The following is a 20,093-nucleotide window of genomic DNA, read 5'->3' on the forward strand; positions in this document are numbered from 1 at the left end:
TCTCGCGGTCGGCACTTGGCCTGACGCGGTCCGATGCGCCGCGCCATCATCCATATCGGGACGCCGCGGACCGGCAGTTCGTCGCTGCAGACCGTGCTGTTCCGCCACCGCGCCGCGCTGCGCGAGGCCGGGATCCTCTATCCCGACCTGACGCCGCGCGCGGCGCCGCTGCCGCATCTCAGCCACCAGCACCTGGGGGCGGCGCTCGCGGGACGCCGGCCGCTCGGCGAGCGCCGGGAGCTCCTCGACGCGCTCGCCTCGCGCCTCGCGGCGAGCCGGGCCGAGGCGGTGGTGATCTCCTACGAGGGCCTGTGCCTGTTCCCGTCCTGGCACCCGGCGCCCGGGCTGCTCTGCGACCTGCTGCGCCGCCACGGCTACGAGCCCGAGATCCTGCTCACGGTCCGCGCGCAAGCCGCCTATCTCCAGTCGCAGCATCTCTGGCGCCTGCAATTCCTGGCGGAGCGGCGCCCCTTCGCGGCCGCCTTCGCGGCGGATCTCGGGCACCGCCGCTACGATTACCTCTACGGGCTCGACGGCTGGGCGCGGGCCGCGCGGGGACGCGTCAGCGTGGTGCCTTACCGGGACCGGCGCGCGGACGCGCCGCTGATCGTGCGCGTCGCGGCGGAACTCGGCCTCGCGGACCGTCTCCTGCCGCTCATGAGCGCGGACGACCTCGCCTGCCGCGCCAACCGCAGCCTCGACCCGGTCTCGGCGGAGGTGGCGCGGCGGCTCGCCGCCTCCGGGATCGCGCGACGCGGCGAGCAGGCCCGCGCCGTGACGGCGCGGATCGAGGCGCTCGCGGCCGAGCGGGGCCTCGGCGGCGCCTTCCAGGCCCTCGACGCCGGCATGCTGGAGCGGGCGGCGGCCCATTACCGGGCGACGAACGAGCTGCTGGCGCGGCGGGTCTGGGCCACCGGCTGGGACGACCGGATCGAGGCGCCGCATATCCTGCCGGCCACCGAACTCGCCGGCCGCCCCCTCGACCGCGCGACCGAGGGCGAGGTCGAGGCGATCCGGCGCCTCGTCATCGCCGAGTTCGGCCTCGGGACCGGGGGGCGGCTCGCCCGCGCCCTCGCCCGGGCCGGGGAGGAGGTGGCGATCTCCGTCCGCCGGCTGCCGATCCTGGCGCCGCGCTGACCCGAGCGCTACTCGCCGATCTCCACGGTGGCGCCCCTCGCCACGTGGAGGGCGAGGTCGCGGGCGTCCCAGTTGGTCAGCCGGATGCAGCCGTGCGACTCGGACTTGCCGATCTTCTCCGGCTCGGGCGTGCCGTGGATGCCGTAGGACTCGGCCGAGAGCTCGATCCAGACCAGGCCGACCGGGTTGTTGGGGCCGGGCTTGATCGTGAACTTGCGCGTCGCCTCGACGCCCTTGAAGGCGTATTTCGGGTCGTACGTGTAGGTCGGGTTTAAGGTCACGCCCTCAACCTTGAAGCGGCCCTCCGGGGCAGGCTTCTCCTCGCTGCCGACCGAGGCCGGGTAGACGGCGAGGAGCGCGCCGTCGCCCCCGTAGGCGCGCACCTGCAGCGCCTCCTTGCCGACCACGATGCGGGCGACCTTCGGCTCCTCGGGCAGGCCCTTGCCGGGCCGGTCCGTGGCGAGCGGCGGCACCGCCGCGACCGTCACCACCGTCCCGGCGCGGCCCAGGTCCTTGTCCGGGTTGAGGGCGTCGAACAGCGCCCGGCTCATGTGGAAGCGCTCGGCCAGCATCTCGGCGGGCCCAGTATAGGACAGGGCCTTGAGCTCGGCCTGGTCCTCCATCTTGGCGGGGATCTCCTCCGCGTAGGGTCCCTCCGCATCGGCCTTGGTCAGCGCGTAATCGGTGAGCACCGGATCCTGGCTCGACGCCGCCAGCGCCTCCCAGAGCCGGCCGTCGAGGTGCCCGCTGGCCGGCATCCCCTTCGCCTCGGCGAAGGCCTTGAGGGCCCCGCGCAGGTTGTCGCCGTCGCGCCCGTCGATGGCGCCCGGGGAGAACCGCGCCCGGTCGAGAAGCACCTGCGCCTTGATCAGGACCGGATCGGGCCGCTTGCCCGCGGGCTTGCGGTGGGCGCCGGCCTCGAAGCGCGCCCCGTTGACCGCGTCGCGGTCGAGGGCGGGCGCGGCCGCCGCCGCACCGAGCACCAGGACATTCGCCACGCACACCGCCAGCACCCGTCGCATCGCCTCACGCCTCCGCTCCTGCGTGGGCCACAAACGGCACCGGGGCCCGGCCGTTCCCTGCTCACTGGCAGAGGCGGTGACCGGCATTCCGCTCGCGCTCGTCGAGGTGCAGGTGGTTGCCGTGCTCGGCATCCGAGCCCGGCCCGAGGACGGTGCGGAAGAAGGCGCAGGCGCGGGCCCGCACCGCCGCCTGGAACCGGCCCTCCGGCGTGCCCTCGGCCTGCGTCCCGATGCCGATCGGCTCGCGTCCCTCGAAGGTGAAGCCCATCACGTCGATCGCGTTGGCGAAGGCGTGCTCGCTGAGCTTGGCGTCCGGATCGTGGTTCTGGCCGCGGCACTCGTAGGAGGTCGAGATGCGCAGCGACCTCGGCGGGCGGCCGAGGTCGCGCTCGGCCAGGACCCGCACCTCGGTGCTCCAGCGCGCCAGCGCCTCCGCGGCCCGGCAGGTGAGCGTGGCGGGCGGCGAGAGCTGGATCCCGTCCGGCAGCTCGACGACGCGCAGGGGCTTCGGGGCGCCGCAGAGCCCGTCCGCCAGTGCCGGCAGCGGCTCGGCCCGGGCGCCGAGGCGCTCCAGCCGGCGCAGGCAGGCGGTGTCGTCCGGCACCGCGGGTGCCGCCGGCCCGGCCGGCAGGTCGGCGGGGCGCTCCGGCGGCAGGGGAGCCGCCTCGGCGGCGGGCGGGGCGGGAGCCGGAGCCGTGGCGGGACTTGAGGTCGTGGCAGGATTTGGGGCCGTGGCGGGATGGGGCGCCGGCGCGGGCAGGTCCGGCCGCGGCGGCGGCAGGGGCGGGGTGTCGCGCGCCTGGGCGAGGGCCGGCGCGGCGGCGAGGAGCGCGAGGAGGAGCGCAGGGCGGCGGGTCACGATCTCTCCCGGATCGAGCCGGAGCCCACCGGGCGCCGGCCGGCACTCAACGGCCACGCCGTTCCCCCGTTCCGCGCTCCGGCGCGGCCTCGCGCGCTTGCGCCGGACCCGCCACCCTCTATCGTCGGCCGCGACTCGATTCCGCAAAGGACGCACGCGCATGGCTGGCACCCCGGCGACCCCTCCCGGCAACCCGCTCCTGGACCCGGTCTGGACGACGCCCCACGGAGTGCCGCCCTTCGAGCGGATCGAACCCGCCCATTACGAACCCGCCTTCGCCGGGGCGCTCGCGGCGCACGAGGCCGAGATCGCCGTCATCGCCGGGAGCGCGGAGCCGGCGAGCTTCGCCAACACGGTCGCGGCGCTCGAGCGCTCGGGCCAGGCGCTCAAGCGCGTCGGCGGCGTGTTCTTCAACCTCGCCGGCAGCCACACCAATCCGGACCTGCAGGCGGTGGAGCGGGTCATGGCGCCGCGCCTCGCCCGGCACCACAGCGCGCTCTTCCTCAACGGGGCGCTCTGGGCCCGGGTGAGGGCGGTCGACGGGGCGGACCTGTCGGAGGAGGAGGCCCGCGTCCTCGACCGCTACCGCACGCTCTTCCGCCGGGCCGGGGCCGATCTCGACCCCGCCGCCAAGGAGCGCATGGCCGCGATCGCGGCGCGGCTCGCCGAACTCGCGACCCGCTTCTCGCAGAACCTGCTCGCCGACGAGAGCGGCTTCGTGCTGCCGCTCGAGACCGAGGAGGACCTCGCCGGGCTGCCGCCCTTCCTGCGGGCCGCCGCCGCCCGGGCCGCGGCGGAGCGGGGAAAGGGCGGCCACGTCATCACCCTGGCCCGCTCGCTGATCGAGCCGTTCCTGGTCTTCTCGACCCGACGCGACCTGCGCGAGCGCGCCTACACGGCCTGGATCCGGCGCGGCGAGAACGGGGGCGAGACGGACAACCAGGCGATCATCGCCGAGACCCTGCAGCTGCGCGCCGAGCGGGCGCGGCTCCTCGGCTACCCGAACTTCGCCGCGTTCAAGCTCGCCGACACGATGGCGGAGACGCCCGAGGCGGCGCTGGCGCTGCTGCGCGACGTCTGGGCGCCCGCCCGCGCGCGGGCCGCGGCGGAGCGCGGCCGGCTGCAGGGGCTGATCCGCGACGAGGGCGGCAACTTCGCCCTGGCGCCCTGGGACTGGCGCCACTACGCGGAGAAGCTCCGGCGGGCCGAGCACGACCTCGACGAGGGCGAGATCAAGCCGTACCTGCCCCTCGACGGGGTGATCGCGGCCTGTTTCGACACCGCCTCGCGCCTGTTCGGCCTGCGCTTCGCGGAACTGGCCGAGGTCCCGCGCTACCACCCCGACGTCCGGGCCTGGGAGGTGCGCGACCGCGACGGCTCGGTCGTCGGCCTGTTCCTCGGCGACTACTTCGCGCGGCCGAGCAAGCGCTCCGGCGCCTGGATGAGCGCCTTCCGCTCGCAGGAGCGGCTCACCGGCGAGGTCACCCCGATCATCGTCAACGTGATGAACTTCGCCAAGGGCGCCGAGGGCGAGCCCGCGCTCCTGTCCTTCGACGATGCCCGCACGCTGTTCCACGAATTCGGCCACGCCCTGCACGGCCTGCTCTCGAGCGTCACCTACCCGCTCCTCGCCGGCACGGCGGTGGCGGGCGACTTCGTGGAACTGCCCTCGCAGCTCTACGAGCATTGGCTGGAGCAACCGCAGGTGCTGCGGGCCCATGCCCGCCACTACCGCACCGGCGAGCCGATGCCCGAGGCCCTGCTGCAGCGGCTCCTCGCCGCCCGCACCTTCAACCAGGGCTTCGCCACCGTCGAGTACGCCGCCTCGGCGATCGTCGACCTCGACCTGCACCTGTCGGAGGCGGCCGAGGCGGGACTCGATGTCGGGTCCTTCGAGGCCGAGACCCTGACCCGGATCGGGATGCCGGCCGAGATCAGCATGCGCCACCGCTCGCCGCACTTCGCCCACATCTTCGCGGGCGGCTACGCGGCGGGCTACTATTCCTACCTGTGGTCCGAGGTGCTGGACGCGGACGCCTTCGACGCCTTCCGCGAGGCCGGCGACATCTTCGACCCCGAGACCGCGCAGCGCCTGCGCACCTTCGTGTACGGGGCCGGAAACCTGCGCGACGCGCGCCGCGCCTACACGGCCTTCCGGGGCAGGTTGCCGAGCATCGACCCGCTCCTGCGCAAGCGCGGGCTCGCCGCCTGAGGACCGCACCCCGGCGCGGGGCGACCCCGCGCCGCTCCGCAGCCCCTGAGGCGCTAACCATTCGGTAAAGAACTATCGTTAACCAAAAGCTTCCAGGACGGCGAGGAAGCTTTTCGTCATGAGCGACGGCAAGGATCAGGCCGGGGACGCGCCCGGCACGAAGGCGGCCTCCGCGGAGGGGCGTCTCAAGGACGTGGCGGCGCGCGCCCGGGCGGCCCTTCCGCGGCTGCGGCGCCCGCGCGTCAAGCTCGGCCTGCCGGTCGCGGCGCTGATCGGCGGCCTCTGCGTCGGGGCCTTCGGCGGCGGCGCCGCGGTGGCGCTGATGGGGAAGGGCGCGCGGGCGGAGCGCGCGGCGGTCGGCCTCGCCGAGTGGAAGAAGTTGGCGACGCGCCTCGACGCGCAGGCCGCGGAATCCGCCCGCCTCGCCGGCGACCTCAAGCTCGTGAAGGAGCGCTCCGGCGCCGCGCAGGCGGCCGCCGAGGCCGCGCGGAGCGAGGCGGCGGCGCAGTTCGGTCAAATGGCCGAGCGGCTGGAGCGGATCGGCAAGGTCGGGAGCGACGCGGCGGCCAAGCTCGCCGGCCTCTCCGACCGGATCGAGCATCTCGACCGCGAGCAGCAGGCCCGCGTGGCGGCCCTCGGCGAGCGGCTCGACCGCCAGCGCGCGGCGGCGCCGGCCCCGGTGGCGGTCGCGCCCGCGCCGGCGCCGGCCCCGAAGCTCGCGAGCGCCGAGCCGACCCTGACCGGGAGCCTGCCGGACAAGCCCGCGGCCAAGCCCGCCGCGCCGGCCGCGCCCAGCGCCCCGACCGCGCCCGCGATGGTGGACAGCTGGGTGCTGCGCGACGTCTACGACGGCGTGGCGATGATCGAGAACCGCAACCGGCGCCTGATCGAGGTGGGCCCGGGCGACACGGTGCCGGGCGTCGGGCGCGTCGAGGCGATCGAGCGCCGGGGCAAGGCCTGGGTCGTGGTGACCAGCCGGGGCCTGATCACGCCGCAGATCTGGTGAGGGTCAGGCCGCCTCGTCCGACTTGTCGGCCGGCTTCGCGGGGTCGGCCAAGCCCTCGCGCACGCGGCGTCGGCCGCGGGCCTTGGCTTGGCCGCGCAGGGCCTTGGTCGGGTGCAGGATCTCGGCGAGGCGGGCGAGGGCCTCTGTGTCGTCGAGATGGCGGGCGTCGAAATCGGGCATAGCGGTCCCCCGGGCGCGGAGCCCGTGGCTGGTGGGGTACGCGTACGCATACAGGATACTGAGAAACACGGAGCGAGCTGAACAGTTCCGCCCGCGTCGTGGCTCCATGCAAAAAGTTTTGCACCTCCCCCGCAAGTCCCGAGGACTTGGGCGGTTCGGCTTTCGCAAGAAGTAGTGAACAGTCGCCGCGATGGATGTGCGGCAGCGCACGCAGATTTCCCCGCTGCGCTGCGGGACGTCGGCGCCCGGCGCGCGAAGCATCGCGCGCTGGTTGCTGCCGGCCGACCACGCGACGGCCACGGGATGACCGGCTCAGGGGATCACAGGTTGCGGGTCGCCCGGCGGCCGGCCCGATGCGGCGAAGCAGGCCGCCCCGGCCTCGTGAAGGGCTCCGGCGCCCCGCGCGCTCCCGCAGGGACGAATCGGGTCCGCCGCCGGGCTCGCCAGCGCCGCGCGGCGATCGTGCGGGCCCCGTGGCGCCGGGGCCGCGACGCTCAGTTGCGGGTGATGCGCGCCGATTGCGCCATCCGGATCAGTTCGCGGGCGGTCAGTCCGCGACGCTCCTGCTCGCCCTCGGCCGGAGGCCCGGCCAGGGCCGGCGCGGGCGGCGCCCCCGCCCGCGCTCCGGGCTGCGGCTCCCGGGAGAGCCGGACGCGCCACACCCTCGCCAAAGCCAGCATGCTCAACCCCCCGCTGCAAATCACCCGGTAAGCTTAACAACGTTTTGCCGGGCAGGGTATTCTTGAAGCGCCCGCGCACCGCCCTACCGGCCGGCATGAACCGCGGCGATGGGCGCAACGTGCGTGCGCATCAGGCGGACGAAAGCTCGGCTCACGCGGTGTCCTCGCGCAGGAGCTCGGTATTGATCGCGAAGGCCGCCATGGCGCCCTCCGCGGCGGCCACGATCGCGAACTGCACCCGGCGCGAGGCGTCGCCCGCCACGTAGAGGCCCGGGACGTTCGACTGCTCGTAGTCGCGCGTCGGCACGGTGCCCTTCGGGGTGAGGTCGCAGCCGAGCCGCGCGACGAGGGGCGAGGGAACGCACTCGGCGGGAGTGAAGAACATGGCGCCGCAGGGCAGGGCGGCGCCGTCCCGGAAGCGGATGCGGGCGAGGCGCCCGTCCTCGCCCTCGACGCGGGCGACCGGGCGCTCGTCGAGGCGGATGCCCTGGCGCGCGAGCCGCGCGCGGTCCTCCCCGGAGAGGTGCTCCGCCGGCCCGTCGCTGCACAGGGTCAGGTCCCGGGTCCAGGCGGTGAGTTCCAGGGCGAGGCCCTTGCCGCAGCCGCCGCGTCCGTAGACCGCCACCGGCGCGTCGCGGTTCTCGTAGCCGTCGCAATAGGGGCAGTGGTGCACGCCGCGCCCCCAGAAGTCGCGGAATCCCTCGACGGGCGGCAATTCGGTGGCGAGCCCGGTGGCGAGGACGAGGCGGCGGGCGGCCTCGCGCCGGCCATCCGCCAGAACCACGGTGAAGCCTTCCTCGTCGCGCCGCGCGTCGGCCACGTCGGCGTCGCGGACCTCGACGGTCGGGTAGCGGGAGAGTTCGGCCCGGCCCTGGTCGCGCAGGGCGCCCGGGGGGCAGCCGTCATGGCCGAGATAGCCGTTCATGCGCGGCGTCACGGCGTTGCGGGGGTGCCCGGCGTCGAGGAGCAGCACGGTGCGGCGGCAGCGGCCGAGCACCAGGGCCGCGCTCAGACCCGCGGGCCCGCCGCCCACGATGATGACGTCGTACATGGAACCATCCGCCGCTGCCGCCCCTCTCGGGTACAGACGCGGCCGGGGGCGGAGGGTTCACGGCGGGCACGAAAAAGGGCGCTCGCGCGCCCCCTCCCGTGCCGGTCCGGCGGTGTTCGCCCTCAGGCGGCGGCGGTCTTGACCGCGATGCCCTTCTCGGAGAGCAGCTGCTGCAGCTCGCCCGACTGGAACATCTCGCGGGTGATGTCGCAGCCGCCGACGAACTCGCCCTTCACGTAGACCTGCGGGATGGTCGGCCAGTTCGAGTAGGCCTTGATGCCCTCGCGGATCTCCATGTCCTCCAGCACGTTCACGCCCTTGTAGGGCACGCCGAGGTAGTTGAGGATCTGCGCGACCTGGCCGGAGAACCCGCACATCGGGAATTGCGGCGTGCCCTTCATGAACACGACAACGTCCTGGGACTTGATCTCGCTCTCGATGCGGCTGTTGATGTCGGTCATGATGTCCTCTCGGTGCGGGCGGTGCGGCGCGCCCGCCGGCAGCTGATGCGGTGCCCTAATCCTGGGGGACGCCCGTGGTGAGCGCAAGCGCGTGAAGCACGCCGCCCATGCGACCCTGCAATGCACCATAGACCATCTGATGCTGCTGCACCCGCGACTTGCCCTTGAAGGCGGCCGACACAACGGTGGCGGCGTAGTGGTCGCCGTCGCCGGCGAGGTCGCGGATCTCGACCGTCGCGTCCGGGAGGGCCTCCCGGATCATCGTCTCGATCTCGCGGGCGTCCATGGGCATCGAAGCGTTCTCCGTCTCCGCCGGGATCCGGCCCTCGGGATCAGGCGCCGGGCCCGGCCATGTAGGTCGGCAGCCACGCCTCGTTGACGGCGCGCAGCTCCTCCACGGATATGATCTCGTCGCCCGGCAGGGTCAATGAATCGGCGCCGGTGACGCCGATGACGGCGGCGTCGATCCCCTGCGCGGCGGCGCTGTAGAGCAGGTCGGGCACCGTCTCGGGCTCGACCGCGAGCAGGTAGCGGCCCTGATCCTCGCCGAACAGGTAGGCGTGGGCCGGGATCGGCAGCGGGCATTCGGGCAGTGCCGCGCCGATCCGGCCGGCCATCGCCATCTCGGCGAGCGCCACCGCGAGGCCGCCATCCGAGAGGTCGTGGACGGTGTCGACGAGGCCCGAGGCGATCAGCCCGCGCACGAACTCGCCGTTCCTCCGCTCGGCGGCGAGGTCGACCGGGGGCGGCGCGCCTTCCTCGCGCCCGCAGATCTCGGCGAGGTAGAGGGACTGGCCGAGCCAGCCCTGGCTGCGCCCGATCAGCACCAGCGCGTCGCCCTCGCGCTTGAGGGCGAGGGTGGCGATCCGGCGCACGTCGTCGACCACGCCGACGCCGCCAATCGTCGGCGTCGGCAGGATGCCGACGCCGTTGGTCTCATTGTAGAGGGAGACGTTGCCGGACACGACCGGGAAGTCGAGGGCGCGGCAGGCCTCGCCGATGCCCTGGATGCAGCCGACGAACTGGCCCATCACCTCGGGCTTCTCGGGATTGCCGAAATTGAGGTTGTCGGTGACGGCGAGCGGCCGGCCGCCCACCGCCGAGATGTTCCGGTAGGCCTCGGCCACCGCCTGGCGGCCGCCCTCGACCGGGTCGGCCTCGCAGTAGCGCGGCGTCACGTCGGTGGTGAGCGCGAGGCCCTTCGGCCCGTCCTCGACCCGCACCACGGCGGCGTCGCCGCCCGGCTTCTGGACCGTGTTGCCGAGGATGTAGTGGTCGTACTGCTCCCAGACCCAGCGCTTCGAGGCGAGGTCGGGCGAGCCCATCAGCCTCCGCAGGGCTTCGCCGTGCGTCACCGGGGCCGGGACGTCCTCGGCCCTGAGGACCGGGTGGTGCATGTTCGTGCGGTGCGGCCGGTCGTAGAGCGGGGCCTCGTCGCCGAGCTCCTTGATCGGCAGGTCGGCGACCGTCTCGCCGCCATGCTTGATGACGAAGCGCAGCGTGTCGGTGGTGTGGCCGATGATCGCGAAGTCGAGGCCCCACTTCACGAAGATCGCCTTGGCCTCCTCCTCCATGCCGGGCTTGAGCACCATGAGCATGCGCTCCTGGCTCTCGGAGAGCATCATCTCGTAGGCGGTCATGCCCGCCTCGCGGGTCGGCACCGCGTCGAGGTCGAGTTCGACCCCGAGATTGCCCTTGGCGCCCATCTCGACCGCCGAGCAGGTCAGGCCGGCCGCGCCCATGTCCTGGATCGCGATCACGGCGCCGGAGGCCATCAGCTCCAGGCAGGCCTCGAGCAGCAGCTTCTCCGCGAAGGGATCGCCGACCTGCACGGTCGGGCGCTTCTCCTCGGAGGATTCGTCGAAGGCGGCCGAGGCCATGGTGGCGCCGTGGATGCCGTCGCGGCCGGTCTTGGAGCCGAGATAGACGATCGGGTTCCCGACCCCGGTGGCGGCCGCGTAGAAGATCGCGTCGGCGCGGGCGAGGCCGACCGCCATGGCGTTGACCAGGATGTTGCCGTCGTAGCGCCGGTGGAAGCCGACCGACCCGCCGACGGTCGGCACGCCGAAGGAATTGCCGTAGCCGCCGATGCCGGCGACGACGCCCGAGACGAGGTGGCGGGTGCGCGGATGGTCGGGGGAGCCGAAGCGCAGGGCGTTCAGCGCCGCGATCGGCCGGGCGCCCATGGTGAACACGTCGCGCAGGATGCCGCCGACCCCGGTCGCCGCGCCCTGGTAGGGCTCGATGAAGCTCGGGTGGTTGTGGCTCTCCATCTTGAACACGCAGGCGAGCCCGTCGCCGATGTCGATGACGCCGGCATTCTCGCCCGGCCCCTGGATCACCCAGGGCGCCTTGGTCGGCAGCGTGCGCAGGTGGATGCGGGAGGACTTGTAGGAGCAGTGCTCGTTCCACATCGCCGAGACGATGCCGAGTTCGGTGATCGTCGGCTCGCGGCCGATCAGCTCCTTGAAGCGGGCGTATTCCTCGTCGGTGAGGCCGTGCTGGCGCACGAGGTCGGGCGTGATGGCGATGTCGTTGCGGATCATGCGGCACCCTCTGCGGCGGCCTCGCGGTCGAGGCCCAGCGCATACGGCAGCCGGGGGAGGGAGGGCAATGGGCGCGGACCCGCGAGGGCGCATCGGCCCGCGCATTTGCCAGCTTGGCGGCGAGGGTTTCCCCGGTCGGAGAGGGAGGCGACCGTGCCGGGAGCGGAGCAACGGCCTTGCCGCCGAGGCGCCTCGGCGGAATGCTCCGGGCGGGCGCCTCAGCCGGCGCGCTTGGCGGCGTCGGCGAGGAAATCCGCGATCGTCGCGACGAAGGCCTCGCCGTAGGCCTCGCGCTTGCGCTCGCCGACGCCGTGGACCGAGCGCAGGGCCCAGAGGTCGACCGGCTTCGCGCGGGCCATCTCGACCAGGGTGCGGTCGGGGAAGATCATGTAGGCGGCAACGCCCTCCTGGCGGGCCAGGGTGGCGCGCAGGCCGCGCAGGTGCTGGAACAGGGCCTCGTCCTCGGACGAGAGGCCGAGCGTGTCGTCGCGCTCCGCCCCGCGGGCCCGGCGCTCCTTGGGGGCCTTCGGCTCGGGGTCCGGGCGCAGCTGCACGGGCTCGCGCCCGAACAGGATCGCCTCGCCCTTCTCGGTCATGGCGAGGCCGCCATAGCCGTCCTGGTTCTCGGCGACGGCGCCGGCCGCGAAGAGCTGGCGCAGGATCGAGCGCCACGCCGCGACCGGCTTGTCGGCCCCGACGCCGAAGGTCTTGAGCTTGGTGTGGCCGTTGCGCCGGATCTGGTCGGTCTCCTTGCCGTGGACGAGGTCGCAGACATAGGCGGCGCCGAAGCGCTGGCCGGTGCGCACGATCGCCGAGAGCACCTTCTGGGCCGCCACGGTGCCGTCGACCAGCGCCACGCCGCCCCGGCAGAGGTCGCAGCGCCCGCACGGGGCGCTCGCCTCGCCGAAATAGGCGAGGAGCGACTGGCGGCGGCAGGTGGCGCCCTCGCAGAGCGCGATCATCGCGTCGAGCTTGCGGCGCTCGACCCGGCGGCGCTCGTCCGGGATGTCCTTCTCCTCGATCTGGCGGCGGCGCAGGGCCATGTCGTCGAGGCCGTAGAGGGTGAGCGTGTCGGCCGGCAGCCCGTCGCGGCCGGCGCGGCCGATCTCCTGGTAGTAGCCCTCGACGTTCGAGGGCATGTCGGCGTGGCAGACGAAGCGCACGTCCGGCTTGTTGATGCCCATGCCGAAGGCGACGGTCGCCACCATGACCATGCCGTCCTCCTGCAGGAAGGCGTCCTGGTTGCGCATCCGCGTGCCCTGGTCGAGGCCCGCATGGTAGGGCAGGGCGTTGACGCCCTCCTCCTGCAGCATCTGGGCGAGCTGCTCGGTGCGCTTGCGCGACGAGCAGTAGACGATGCCGCTCTCCGACCGGCGGGTGCGCAGGAAGCGGCTGATCTGCCGGGTCGGGTGCTCCTTGGGGGCGAAGGTGAGCCGGATGTTCGGCCGGTCGAAGGAGTGGACGAAGATCTCGGGCCTGCGCCCGGCCGGGAAGAGCCGCTCGGTGATGTCGGCCCGCGTCGCCGTGTCGGCGGTGGCGGTGAGCGCCACCATCTGGACGCCGCCCAGGGCCTCGCGGGCGCGGGCGAGCTCCCGGTATTCCGGCCGGAAGTCGTGGCCCCATTGCGAGACGCAATGCGCCTCGTCGACGGCGAGGCGCCGCACGCCCGCGCCCTGCAGCGCCTCGATCAGCCCCTCCATCAGCAGGCGCTCGGGCGAGACGAAGAGGAGGCGCAGGTCACCGGCGCGGATCTGGCGCCACGCCGCCTTGGCGCTCGCCTCGTCGACGCTCGAATTGAGGGTGGCGGCCGCGACCCCGAAGCCGCGCATCTGCTGCACCTGGTCGTGCATGAGCGCGATCAGCGGCGAGACCACCACGGTGAGGGCGCGCTCGACCAGGGCCGGGAGCTGGTAGGTCATCGACTTGCCGGAGCCGGTCGGCATCACGGCGAGCACGTCGCGCCCGTCGAGCACGGCGCCGATCACCTCCGCCTGGCCGGGCCGGAAATCCTCGTAGCCGAAGGTCGTCTGAAGGGCGGCGCGGGCCTCGTCGAGGCGTGAGGTCATCGGGTCCCTGCTTCAAGGTCGGGCGGGCGCCGCGTCCCGCCTCCGGTTCGGGGCCGTCGCGGCGATCGCGGCCGGCCCGGGTCGACACAGCTCTCCGGGCGTCCCAAAGGCAGGGTCTCGATGCCCCTGAACGACCAGGACGACGAGGTGGAGCGCCTCGCCGCGACGCTGGCGTCGATCGCGCGCGTGAGCAAGACGGATGCCGTGCGTATGGCACTCACGAACGCGCCGCAACGGCGCCAAGCGTCACGCATCGCGCGTCGGGGGACGCCCCCCTTGCGCGAGCGCGCCAAACCGATCCAGGAGCGCGTCGCGCGCGATCCGGCCACCGGCTCGGCAGATGGTCTTCGCCGAACCGGCATCCCCTTCGTCGGACCATGCTCCCGCGCGTGCCGCCCGACGTGCCCCTGCCCTTCGTCGGCGACGATGTCGTGCGGACCGACATTCCCTCCGCCCGCCCCTGAGGCGGCTCAGCCGGGCCGCACCTGCCCCTCCGCCACCGCGACCACGTCGCCGCGGCTCCCGAGTTCCGCGAACAGCGCCGGATCCGCCCCGGTCATCCAGACCTGCCCCGGCAGCGCCTCCAGGGCGTCGAACAGGCCCGCGCGCCGGCGCGGGTCGAGATGGGCCGCGACCTCGTCGAGGAGGACGAGGGGCGCCAGCCCGCTCATGCCGGCGACCAGGCGGGCATGGGCGAGCACGAGGCCGATCAGCAGCGCCTTCTGCTCGCCGGTCGAGGCGGTGCCGGCCGGCACGTCCTTGGGGCCGTGGCGCACCACGAGGTCGGAGGCCTGCGGGCCGGCGAGCGTGCGGCCCGCGGCGCGGTCGCGGAAGCGGTTCTGGCGCAGCGTCGCGCGGAAGCGGTCCTCGGCGTCCACGGCCGGCCAGACCGCCACGAGGTCGTCGATGTCGCCCTCGAGCCGGACCCCCGCCCAGGGGAAGGGCGAGGCCGCGTCGCGGGTGGCGAGGATCAGCCGGTCGAGGCGCTCCACCGTCTCGCGCCGGGCGAGCGCCACGGCGATCGCCAGTTCCGCCACCTCGCGCTCGATCGCGTCGAGCCAGGGCCCGTCCTCGGGCCGCTCCTCCAGCAGCCGGTTGCGGGAGCGCAGGGCACGCTCAAGGGCGCTGACGCGGCTGCCGTGGCCGGCATCGACCGCGAGGACGAGGCGGTCGAGGAAGCGCCGCCGATCCCCCGCCGGGCCGCGGAACAGCGCGTCGAGGTCCGGGGTGAGCCAGACGACCCGCAACTGCTCCGCGAAGGCGGTGGGCGAGGGGGCGCTCGCTCCGTCGATCCGGCACTGGCGCCCGCCGCGCTCCTCGCGCCCCTGCGGCGGCTCCCAGGCGGTGCCGACGCGGTGCTCACCGTGCGGCCCCTCGACGCTGAGCGACACCGCGAAGCCGCCCGGCCCGCCCTCGCGCGCCATGGCGGCGAAATCGGCCCGGCGCAGGCCCCGGCCGGGCGCGAACAGCGAGAGCGCCTCGAGGATGTTGGTCTTGCCGGCACCGTTCTCGCCCACCAGCGCCACGAAGGGCCGGCCCACGCCGAGGTCGAGGCTGGCGTGGTTGCGGAAGTCGCGGGCGATGAGGCGCGTGACGCGGAAGGGATCGGGGGCGGCCATGGGTCCTGGGCCACCCAATCACCCGTCCCGGCGCCGGGTTGCAAGATCCCTCGCCCGCGGCCCGACGCGATCGATCGCCACGGAGCGCCGTCGCGGCCCGGCGGAGCGCGGACCCGCGCCGCCGGGCCGGGCCTGGCGGAACCCGGCGCGACCGGCGCGGGAGCGCGCCCGCCTCACACCCGCATCGGCATCAGCACGTAGAGGGCCGGCGCCCCCTCCTTGTCCTGGATCAGGGTCGGGGAGCCCGGATCGGCGAGCTTGAACAGGGCGCTGTCGCCGTCGAGCTGCGCCGTGATGTCGAGCAGGTAGCGGGCGTTGAAGCCGATATCGAGGGGCGCGGCCTCGTAATCGACGTCGAGTTCCTCGGTGGCGCTGCCGGAATCCGGGTTGTTCACCGAGAGCGACAGCCGCCCGCCGCCGACCGCGAGCTTCACCGCGCGCCCGCGCTCCGAGGAGATGGTCGAGACGCGGTCGACCGCCTTGGCGAATTGCTCGCGCTCGACGGTGAGGAGCTTGTCGTTCCCGGTCGGGATCACGCGCTGGTAATCCGGGAAGGTGCCGTCGATCAGCTTCGAGATCAGCGTCACCCCGCTGGAGAAGGTGAAGCGGACCTTGGCGGGCGAGAGTTCCACCCCGACGCTGTCGCCGCCATCCTCCACGAGCTTCTGGATCTCGGCCACGGCCTTGCGCGGCACGATGATGCCCGGCATGCCGCGGCTGCCCTCGGGGGCGGGCATCTCGACCCGCGCGAGCCGGTGCCCGTCCGTCGCGACGGCGCGCAGGCGCAAGCCCGCCTCGGTCTCGATCGTGTGGAAGAAGATCCCGTTCAGGTAGTAGCGCGTCTCCTCGGTCGAGATCGCGAACTGCGTCTTGTCGATCAGCTTCTTCAGCTCGGCGGCCTGGAGCTGGAAGCGGTGGGGCAGTTCGCCCGCGGCGAGGTTGGGGAAATCCGCCTCCGGCAGGGCGCCCAGCATGAAGCGCGAGCGGCCCGAGCGGATCTGCATCTGGCCGGTCTCGCCCGTCGTCTCCAGGGAGACCTGGGCGCCGTCGGGCAGCTTGCGCACGATGTCGTAGATCACGTGGGCCGGCACCGTGGTGGCGCCGCCATCCACCACGTCGGCCGGGATCGTCTCCGTGACCTCGATGTCGAGGTCGGTCGCCCTCAGCTGCAGGCCGTCGGCGCTGGAGCGCAGCAGCACGTTCGACAGGATCGGGATCGTGTTGCGCCGCTCGACGACGCGGTGCACGTGGCCGAGCGACCGTAGGAGGGCCGCGCGCTCGACTGTGACTCTCATGGGGGTGGTCCGCCGTCTCACACTCTCGCGGCCCGCAAGGGCCGGCACCGCATCGCTTCCCGTGCCCCGCACGGGGTCGAAACTTTGGCGAAGCTCCATCCCGAAGGCAAGCCGGGGCCGCCCGCGCGGGAAGGCGGGGTCCGGGGCGGGGCGCCCCGCCCCGGACCCCGCCGAAGCACCGCCGGCGGCGCCCGGCGGCGCGGCGTCAATCCTGCAGCATGCGCTTGAGGAGTTCGACCTCGTCGCTGAGGGCCGAATCCTCCCCGATCGCCTTCTCGATCTTGCGCACGGCGTGCAGCACGGTGGTGTGGTCGCGCCCGCCGAAGCGGCGGCCGATCTCCGGCAGGGAGCGCAGCGTCAGCACCTTGGAGAGGTACATGGCGATCTGGCGCGGCTTGACCACGGCGGCGGTGCGCCGCTCCGACAGGATGTCCGAGCGCGAGACGTTGTAGCGGCTCGCCACCAGCTTCTGGATGTCCTCGATCTTGACCCGCTTCGGCTCGCGGTTCTTGACGAGGTCGCGGATCGCGGTCTCGGCCGTCTCCAGCGTCACCGGGGCGCCGGTGAGCGTGGCGTGGGCGAGGAGGCGGTTGACCGCCCCTTCGAGGTCGCGGCCATTCGCGGTAATCGCCTTGGCGACGTACTCGGCGACGGCGGGGCTCACCTCGAAGCCCGGATGGCTGACGCGGACCGCCTCCAGGCGCGATTGCAGGATCGTGGCCCGCAGGGCCTCGTCGAGGGTGCCGATCTCGACCACGAGTCCGCCCGCGAGGCGGGAGCGCACCCGCTCGTCGAGGCTCTCCAGTTCCGTCGGCGGACGGTCGGCGGCGGCCACGACCTGCCGGCCGGCATCGATCAGCGCGTTGAGCGTGTGGCCGAACTCGGCCTGGATCGAGCGGCCCTGGATGAACTGCACGTCGTCCAGGATGAGCACGTCGATGGCGCGCAGGCGCTCCTTGAAGGCGAGGGCGTTCTGCGTCTTCAGGGCGTTGACGAAGCCGTACATGAAGCGGTCGGCGGTGAGGTAGATCACCCGGCGCCCCGCCTCCTTGGCGGCGTGGCCGATCGCGTGCAGGAGGTGCGTCTTGCCGAGGCCGACGCCCGCGTGGAAGTAGAGCGGGTTGTAGATCGGCCCGGAGCCCTCGTGGCCCGCGACGCGCTCGGCCGCCGCGTGCGCCAGGGCGTTGGAGCGGCCGACCACGAAGGTCTGGAAGGTCAGGCGCGCGTCCAGGGGGGCGCCGCTGAGGTCGCCCTCGCCGCGCTGCGCCCGATCCGCGTCGGGCAGTTCGATCGTGGCCGGGGCCGCGGGCGCGGCGCCGGGCGTCCGGATCGGCGAGGCGGGCTTTGGCGCGGAGGCCGCCGCGCCCGGCGCCGCCCGGGCCGGGGCCATCGGGCCGCGCACCCCGACCTCGATGCCGTCGATCCCGTCCGCCTCGCTGCGGAAGGTCGCCAGGACCCGGTCGAGATAGTGGGACTCGATCCAGCTCTTGAGGAAGCGCGTGGGCACGGTCAGCCGGGCGGTGCCGCCCGCCACGTCCTGCAATTCGAGCCGCGCGAACCAGCTCGCGAAGACATCCTCGCCGAGTTCGGCCCGCAGGCGCCGCTTGACCCGCTGCCACGCCGCCGCGACGTCGCCGCCAGCGCCCCTGCCCGGATCGACCCCTTCCGCCAAGCCGCCATCCACACGCATTGATGGGTCCTCTCTCGGACCGCCCGCGGCTTCCCGCCCGCGGCCCGTACGCCGATACGCAACTCCCGACATGTCCCAGTTCGAACCATGTCGGCACAGGTGAGGAACCAAGAGTCAACTGCCCCCAGCCCCGTCCCCGCCTTCCTCACCGGTCTATCAACAAGAACTCTCGTTTTCCTTAAGCGACAGGCCCTTGCAGATCCTCGCGAAGCCGCCCCCGGCGAAGCCGCCCCGACGGCACGACTCACGGCGCGGTGCCGCAACGGGCCACCGACCGAATCGTGACTTGTGGAAGATGGGGAAGCGCCGCACCCCCGAGCGCGACGGAGGAAGGTTACGCCCGCCTGGTGAAGCTTCGCAACAGGAAGCGTTGGCGGCGTGGTGAACGGAGGCTTGACCGCGTCGGCGACTCACGGCCCGCGCACAGCTTGTCCCCCCGCAAGCCCTTGATGTGCCGCGCTGTTCCCGAATCGGCGGGATTCCGGCCGGCTTCGGGCCGGCGCCGGGGTCCGGTCATGTCGAGAGCGGGGAGGGGGCCGGGGACACGGCGGTGGACAGGGTGTTGGGACGCGCCCCGGGCTTGACAGCACCCCGGCCGCCTCACCCGGCGCGGCGCGCCCGCGCCTCGGCGAGGAGGCAGAGCAGCTCGAACGCGATGGTCGCGCCGACGAGGGCCGTGGTGCCGGAGGGGTCGAGGGGCGGGGCGACTTCCACGAGGTCGGCGCCGACGAGGTCGAGGCCGCGCAGGCCGCGCAGGAGGAAGAGCGCCTCGCGGGAGGTGAAGCCGCCGATCTCCGGCGTGCCCGTCCCGGGGGCGAAGGCCGGGTCGATGGAATCGATGTCGAAGGTCAGGTAGGTCGGCCCGGCCCCGACCACCGCGCGGGCCTCGGTGACCGCGGCGGGCAGCCCCTCGGCGATCACCCGCTCCATGTCGAGGATGCGGATGCCCTGGTCGAGGGCCCATTGCCGCTCGTCGCGGGCGTAGAGCGTGCCGCGCAGGCCGATCTGGACGGTGCGCCGCGGGTCGAGGACGCCGTCCTCGATGGCGCGCCGGAACGGCGTGCCGTGCGTGAGCTTGGCGCCGCCGAAATAGCTGTCGGTGGTGTCGCTGTGGGCGTCGATGTGGATCAGCCCCACCGGCCGGCCCGCCGCGACCGTGCGCAGGAGCGGGTAGCTGACGAGGTGGTCGCCCCCGACCGCGAGGAGCGTCAGCCCCGCCGCGCGCAGGGGCGCCGCGAACGCCTCGATGCGGCCGAGCGTGTCGGCGACGTCGACCGGGTTGACCGCCACGTCCCCGAGATCCGCGCAGGCGCAGAGCTCGTAGGGGCAGATCCCGGTCGCCGGGTTGACGAGGCGCATCAGCGCCGATTGCTCGCGCACGCCGCGCGGCCCCAGGCGCGCGCCCGGGCGGTTGGTGGTGGCGCTGTCGAAGGGGATGCCGAACAGGCCGATCTCGACCGGCTCGGCGATGGCCGCCTCCGGGCTCAGCACCGGCAGGCGCATCAGGCTGGCGAGGCCGGCGAAGCGCGGCATCGCCATCCCGGAGAGGGGCTGGAAGCGCGCGAGCCGCGCGGCGCGGGTCGGATCGTCGGCCGGGGAAGTCATGATCGGGGCTCCGTCTGATGAGGCCGGCGGTCGCTTGCCACGACCGCCGGTTCGGTTCTCGACTCGTCGTCAAGCCTTCTCGCCAAATCTTTGGCTCGGTGTCGGAAACTCGGGGTGCTCGACGGCCCGGCGCGTCGGCATGCCGGGCCGTTGGCATGGGTTCTGTCCTACAGGCAGGGGCGGCCGGGAGTCTCGCGTTGACGATGGCGGGACGCGCGGCTATAGACGGCGTCTCGCGAACCCGCCGGCTCGCCCCGGCGGCTTTCCGTGCTTTCCGCGCCCTGTCCGCGACGCCGTCACGCCCCCGGGCCCTCGTGCATCGCGCTTTTCGAGAATGAGGAAGACCGATGGCCAACACCGTGTCGGCCAAGAAGATGACCCGCAAGATCGCCAAGCGCACGGCGATCAACCGCTCGCGCCGCAGCCGCATGCGCACCTTCATCCGCAAGGTCGAGGAGGCGATCGCCTCGGGCGACGCCGCCACGGCGCTGACCGCCCTGCGGAGCGCCGAGCCGGAGATCATGCGCGCGTCGCAGAAGGGCATCGTTCACAAGAACACGGCCTCCCGCAAGGTCTCGCGCCTCACGGCCCGGGTGAACGCCCTCCAGGCGTGACCGGCCGGTTCCGGCGAGAGATTTCCGGCAAGAGCTTCCGGCAAGAGCAA

General features: G+C 73.4%; 17 protein-coding genes and 1 pseudogene. 5 read left to right on the plus strand and 13 right to left on the minus strand.

What is annotated here, in order from left to right; translation table 11 throughout:
• Nucleotides 1-33 precede the first annotated feature (33 nt).
• The gene (locus MET2598_RS0127540; RefSeq protein ID WP_018263062.1) at nucleotides 34-1,137 is read left to right on the plus strand and encodes a hypothetical protein; all 1,104 of its coding nucleotides are present in this window, start codon (nucleotides 34-36) and stop codon (nucleotides 1,135-1,137) included.
• A gap of 8 nt (nucleotides 1,138-1,145) precedes the next feature.
• On the opposite strand, the gene MET2598_RS0127545 is transcribed toward MET2598_RS0127540, so the two are convergent.
• Nucleotides 1,146-2,159, minus strand: a complete 1,014-nt coding sequence (locus MET2598_RS0127545; protein ID WP_018263063.1) for a L,D-transpeptidase family protein — start codon at nucleotides 2,157-2,159, stop codon at nucleotides 1,146-1,148.
• Nucleotides 2,160-2,220: 61 nt separating this feature from the next.
• Nucleotides 2,221-3,018, minus strand: coding sequence for an extensin-like domain-containing protein (locus MET2598_RS0127550; protein ID WP_018263064.1), 798 nt, complete (start codon nucleotides 3,016-3,018; stop codon nucleotides 2,221-2,223).
• Between the two features lie 160 nt (nucleotides 3,019-3,178).
• Between MET2598_RS0127550 and MET2598_RS0127555 the strand changes: the two genes are divergently transcribed.
• Together MET2598_RS0127555 and MET2598_RS0127560 are read left to right on the plus strand one after the other, a co-directional pair.
• Nucleotides 3,179-5,230: a M3 family metallopeptidase gene (locus tag MET2598_RS0127555; protein ID WP_018263065.1), complete on the plus strand. Its 2,052-nt coding sequence runs from the start codon at nucleotides 3,179-3,181 to the stop codon at nucleotides 5,228-5,230.
• Between the two features lie 118 nt (nucleotides 5,231-5,348).
• Nucleotides 5,349-6,236, plus strand: a complete 888-nt coding sequence (locus MET2598_RS0127560; RefSeq protein WP_018263066.1) for a hypothetical protein — start codon at nucleotides 5,349-5,351, stop codon at nucleotides 6,234-6,236.
• Nucleotides 6,237-6,239: 3 nt separating this feature from the next.
• On the opposite strand, the gene MET2598_RS42390 is transcribed toward MET2598_RS0127560, so the two are convergent.
• The 7 genes from MET2598_RS42390 to recQ all read right to left on the minus strand — a co-directional run bounded on the left by MET2598_RS42390 (nucleotide 6,240) and on the right by recQ (nucleotide 13,220).
• Nucleotides 6,240-6,416: a hypothetical protein gene (locus MET2598_RS42390; protein WP_018263067.1), complete on the minus strand. Its 177-nt coding sequence runs from the start codon at nucleotides 6,414-6,416 to the stop codon at nucleotides 6,240-6,242.
• Nucleotides 6,417-6,910: 494 nt separating this feature from the next.
• Nucleotides 6,911-7,096, minus strand: a complete 186-nt coding sequence (locus MET2598_RS37500; protein ID WP_036270574.1) for a hypothetical protein — start codon at nucleotides 7,094-7,096, stop codon at nucleotides 6,911-6,913.
• Between the two features lie 151 nt (nucleotides 7,097-7,247).
• Nucleotides 7,248-8,147, minus strand: a complete 900-nt coding sequence (locus tag MET2598_RS0127575; RefSeq protein ID WP_012330014.1) for an NAD(P)/FAD-dependent oxidoreductase — start codon at nucleotides 8,145-8,147, stop codon at nucleotides 7,248-7,250.
• Nucleotides 8,148-8,269: 122 nt separating this feature from the next.
• Nucleotides 8,270-8,608: a Grx4 family monothiol glutaredoxin gene (gene grxD / locus MET2598_RS0127580; protein WP_012330013.1), complete on the minus strand. Its 339-nt coding sequence runs from the start codon at nucleotides 8,606-8,608 to the stop codon at nucleotides 8,270-8,272.
• Nucleotides 8,609-8,663: 55 nt separating this feature from the next.
• Entirely contained in the window at nucleotides 8,664-8,900 is a 237-nt protein-coding gene (locus tag MET2598_RS0127585) for a BolA family protein (protein WP_012330012.1), read from the minus strand.
• 40 nt (nucleotides 8,901-8,940) lie between these two features.
• Nucleotides 8,941-11,154 carry a phosphoribosylformylglycinamidine synthase subunit PurL gene (purL, locus tag MET2598_RS0127590; RefSeq protein ID WP_018263069.1) on the minus strand — a complete coding sequence of 738 codons (2,214 nt, stop codon included), beginning with the start codon at nucleotides 11,152-11,154 and terminating at the stop codon, nucleotides 8,941-8,943.
• Between the two features lie 218 nt (nucleotides 11,155-11,372).
• Complete coding sequence (gene recQ / locus MET2598_RS0127595; RefSeq protein ID WP_012330010.1) at nucleotides 11,373-13,220, minus strand: DNA helicase RecQ; 1,848 nt, start codon at nucleotides 13,218-13,220, stop codon at nucleotides 11,373-11,375.
• 120 nt (nucleotides 13,221-13,340) lie between these two features.
• Between recQ and MET2598_RS39930 the strand changes: the two are divergent.
• Nucleotides 13,341-13,532, plus strand: a pseudogene (locus tag MET2598_RS39930) (type II toxin-antitoxin system VapB family antitoxin); the annotation flags it as partial.
• Nucleotides 13,533-13,690: 158 nt separating this feature from the next.
• Here the strand turns inward: MET2598_RS39930 and recF are convergent.
• The 4 genes from recF to speB all read right to left on the minus strand — a co-directional run bounded on the left by recF (nucleotide 13,691) and on the right by speB (nucleotide 19,429).
• Complete coding sequence (recF, locus tag MET2598_RS0127605) at nucleotides 13,691-14,839, minus strand: DNA replication/repair protein RecF (RefSeq protein ID WP_012330009.1); 1,149 nt, start codon at nucleotides 14,837-14,839, stop codon at nucleotides 13,691-13,693.
• A 173-nt stretch (nucleotides 14,840-15,012) separates the two neighbouring features.
• On the minus strand, nucleotides 15,013-16,134 hold the full coding sequence (dnaN, locus tag MET2598_RS0127610; protein ID WP_026190976.1) for a DNA polymerase III subunit beta: 1,122 nt from the start codon (nucleotides 16,132-16,134) through the stop codon (nucleotides 15,013-15,015).
• Between the two features lie 205 nt (nucleotides 16,135-16,339).
• Entirely contained in the window at nucleotides 16,340-17,824 is a 1,485-nt protein-coding gene (gene dnaA, locus MET2598_RS0127615; RefSeq protein WP_012330007.1) for a chromosomal replication initiator protein DnaA, read from the minus strand.
• Nucleotides 17,825-18,424: 600 nt separating this feature from the next.
• Nucleotides 18,425-19,429 carry an agmatinase gene (gene speB, locus MET2598_RS0127620; protein ID WP_012336569.1) on the minus strand — a complete coding sequence of 335 codons (1,005 nt, stop codon included), beginning with the start codon at nucleotides 19,427-19,429 and terminating at the stop codon, nucleotides 18,425-18,427.
• 347 nt (nucleotides 19,430-19,776) lie between these two features.
• Here speB and rpsT point away from each other — a divergent pair, with 347 nt between their 5' ends.
• Entirely contained in the window at nucleotides 19,777-20,043 is a 267-nt protein-coding gene (gene rpsT, locus MET2598_RS0127625; protein ID WP_012336568.1) for a 30S ribosomal protein S20, read from the plus strand.
• Nucleotides 20,044-20,093: the final 50 nt, after the last annotated feature.

Origin of the sequence: Methylobacterium sp. WSM2598, assembly GCF_000379105.1 — a bacterium.
Classification (GTDB): domain Bacteria; phylum Pseudomonadota; class Alphaproteobacteria; order Rhizobiales; family Beijerinckiaceae; genus Methylobacterium.